This is a genomic window from Flavobacterium sp. (assembly GCF_044369455.1).
Taxonomy (GTDB): domain Bacteria; phylum Bacteroidota; class Bacteroidia; order Flavobacteriales; family Flavobacteriaceae; genus Flavobacterium.
On the sequence record NZ_JBIPLW010000028.1, the window covers coordinates 1 to 2,649 of the forward strand.

Genomic DNA, 2,649 nt, shown 5'->3' on the forward strand with positions numbered 1-2,649 from the left:
CCAGCTTCAGCCCACGTCGCGAATTATCTGAACTTGCTATCCGTGATGATAAGGAACGATTCTTAGCAAAGAACATTGTCAACCGAACGTGGCTGCGATTGATGGGCCTGGGTTTGGTCGATCCGCCAGATCAACTGCACGAGGCAAATCCTGCGAGCCATCCCCAATTGCTCGACTGGTTGACCCGCGACTTTGTCGCCAGTGGTTATGACCTGCGACGTCTGATCCGTGGCATCACACTCAGCCAAGCGTATGCCAGATCGAGCGAGTGGGCGGTCGACGAAACGCCCCCGGCCGCTTCGACTTATGCCTTTGCCTCAACCAAATCGCTCACACCGCGCCAAATGGCCGCATCGTTGTTGGTTGTCATCCGTTCGCCAGACAATTGGCCAGCGCCAGAAGATTCGGTCGCGTGGAACAAGCTGAGAAATGATCTGGAAAATCAAGCGGGCGGTTGGTCGCGGGAGTTCGAGCAACCGGGCGAAAACTTTCAAATCGCTGTAGACGAAGCACTCTTCTTCAGCAACAACGATCGGATTACGAATGACCTGTTGCGCGATGGTGGCGACCGAATCGTGGGCAAGTTGAAGTCGATCGAGGAGAATTCCCAGGCGGTCGAGCAATTGTGGGTCACGGTGCTCAATCGCAAACCGTCTGATCAGGAGTTACAAACGGCGGCCGCTTGGATTCAACGCGAAAACACCGATCGAGTCGAATCGCTGCGGTCGCTCACCTGGGCATTGCTGGCCGGCCCCGAACTCCGATTCAATCACTAACCAACAAGCGGGAGATAAAACATCATGGCATCGAACATCAGCGGCTTGGGGCCGCAAGAAAACGGTTTGTCGCGACGTCGATTTTTGTCCGCTGCGGCTGCAGGTGTCACGGCCGGTTCGGTCGCTGATATGACGGCCATTCACGGGCTGCGCAGCGAGGCAATGGCCAGTGAACTGAAGAAACAGAATAAGCGAGTGATCTTGCTGTGGCTTGCCGGCGGTGCGAGCCAGTTCGAAACCTGGGATCCGAAACCGGGAGCGAAAACCGGCGGTCCGTTTCGTGCGATTCCGACAAACGTTACCGGGATTCACATCAGCGAATTGCTGCCGGAACTGGCCCAGCGGATGCAACACACGGCGATCATCCGGTCGTTGAATACCAAGATCGCCGACCACGGCACAGGTGCCGATCTGATGGAATGTGGCCGGGTGCCGGATCCGGGAGTCAAGTATCCAGACATCGGTGCCGTCGTCGCTCGCGAACTCGGTCGACTGGAAAGCAAGGTTCCCGATTACGTTTCGCTTTACACATCGACCGAAGGCCGACGCAAAGGGACGAGCGGTTTTTTGGGTGCGCGTTACTCGCCGATGTTTCTGAGTGAAAGCATGACGCCGGCGAACGTTGTGCGGCCCGATATCATTTCCGAGATTGACCACCACGACCGAGCGGCGCTTCGCGACGTGTTGGCAAAGCGCTTTACCACAGCGCGTCGCAATCAAGCCGTCGACAGCCATATGTCGGCGTATCAACGCGTGCATGGACTGATGGCCAGCGCCGACCTGTTTGATATCGAACGTGAACCCGAAAGCGTTCGCAATCGTTATGGATCATCACAATTTGCCCAGCAATGCTTGATCGCGCGGCGATTGGTCGAAGCCGACGTGCCGTTCGTCAAAGTCGCTCGCGCGTGGTGGGACAGCCACGGCCAGAACTTCGAAACGCACCAAGAACTTTGCGCCGACTTGGACCATTCGATGTCGGTGTTGTTAGATGATTTGGCCGAGCGGGGACTGCTGGAGCACACGCTGGTGATCACGCTGGGCGAGTTCGGCCGCACGCCCAATATCAACGCCAGCCTTGGTCGCGACCACTTTGCGAGTGCTTGGAGCTGTAGCCTTTCGGGTGCGGGAATTCGTGGCGGCGTCGCTTATGGAAAAACCGACGACGAAGGGCACCGAGTGGTCGAAGGCGAAGCGAGCGCCGGTGACTTGTTCGCGACGATTCTTGCGGCGCTGGGGATCGACCACCAGCACGAATACATGCTGGGGGCGCGTCCGATTCCGCTGGCCGATTTCGGCACCAACCCGATCCGCGAAGTGCTGGCTTAAGTACCGTTTTCAACACCATTCCGTTAGCATCCTTATCGTCGAGTGTTCGCCATGATGCCCAGTGATGAGTCCGCCGCCGCGTTACAAGTTGCCGATTCAAAGGCCGCTGCGCCTGCGTTGCCACAGACGGTGAAGGTCGAAAAGACCATCGGTCTGCCGGCGATCGGTTTTTGCATAACGCAAGGCGAAGCGGCGACGACGTTGTTTGTCGGTATGTCGGACTTTGCGGTCCACCGAATCGATGTGGCGGCCGAAAAGATCGAAGCCATCCCGATCGGCCAAGAACGTCACAGCAGTTATGTAACGGGCCTGGTTCGCGCCGGCGATAAACTCGTTTCCGGCGGCTACGACGGCGCGCTGATCTGGTGGAACATGGCCAGTGGCGAAGTCATTCGCCGAGTCGAATCGGCGCATTCGAAATGGGTGCGGATGTTGGCCGTATCGCCCGATGCCAGTCGCGTCGCGAGTGTTGCTGATGATATGACCACACGACTTTGGGACGCATCCAGTGGCGATCTGATCGCGACTTGGGGCGATTACGAAA

General features: G+C 57.7%; 3 protein-coding genes. All 3 read left to right on the forward strand.

What is annotated here, in order from left to right:
• The coding region (locus tag ACIQ2L_RS13430; RefSeq protein ID WP_396159680.1) for a DUF1553 domain-containing protein at positions 1-776 on the forward strand (776 nt) is incomplete at its 5' end.
• Between the two features lie 24 nt (positions 777-800).
• Positions 801-2,105: a DUF1501 domain-containing protein gene (locus tag ACIQ2L_RS13435; RefSeq protein ID WP_396159682.1), complete on the forward strand. Its 1,305-nt coding sequence runs from the start codon at positions 801-803 to the stop codon at positions 2,103-2,105.
• A 51-nt stretch (positions 2,106-2,156) separates the two neighbouring features.
• A partial coding sequence (locus ACIQ2L_RS13440) for a WD40 repeat domain-containing protein (RefSeq protein ID WP_396159683.1) occupies positions 2,157-2,649 on the forward strand: 493 nt, incomplete at its 3' end.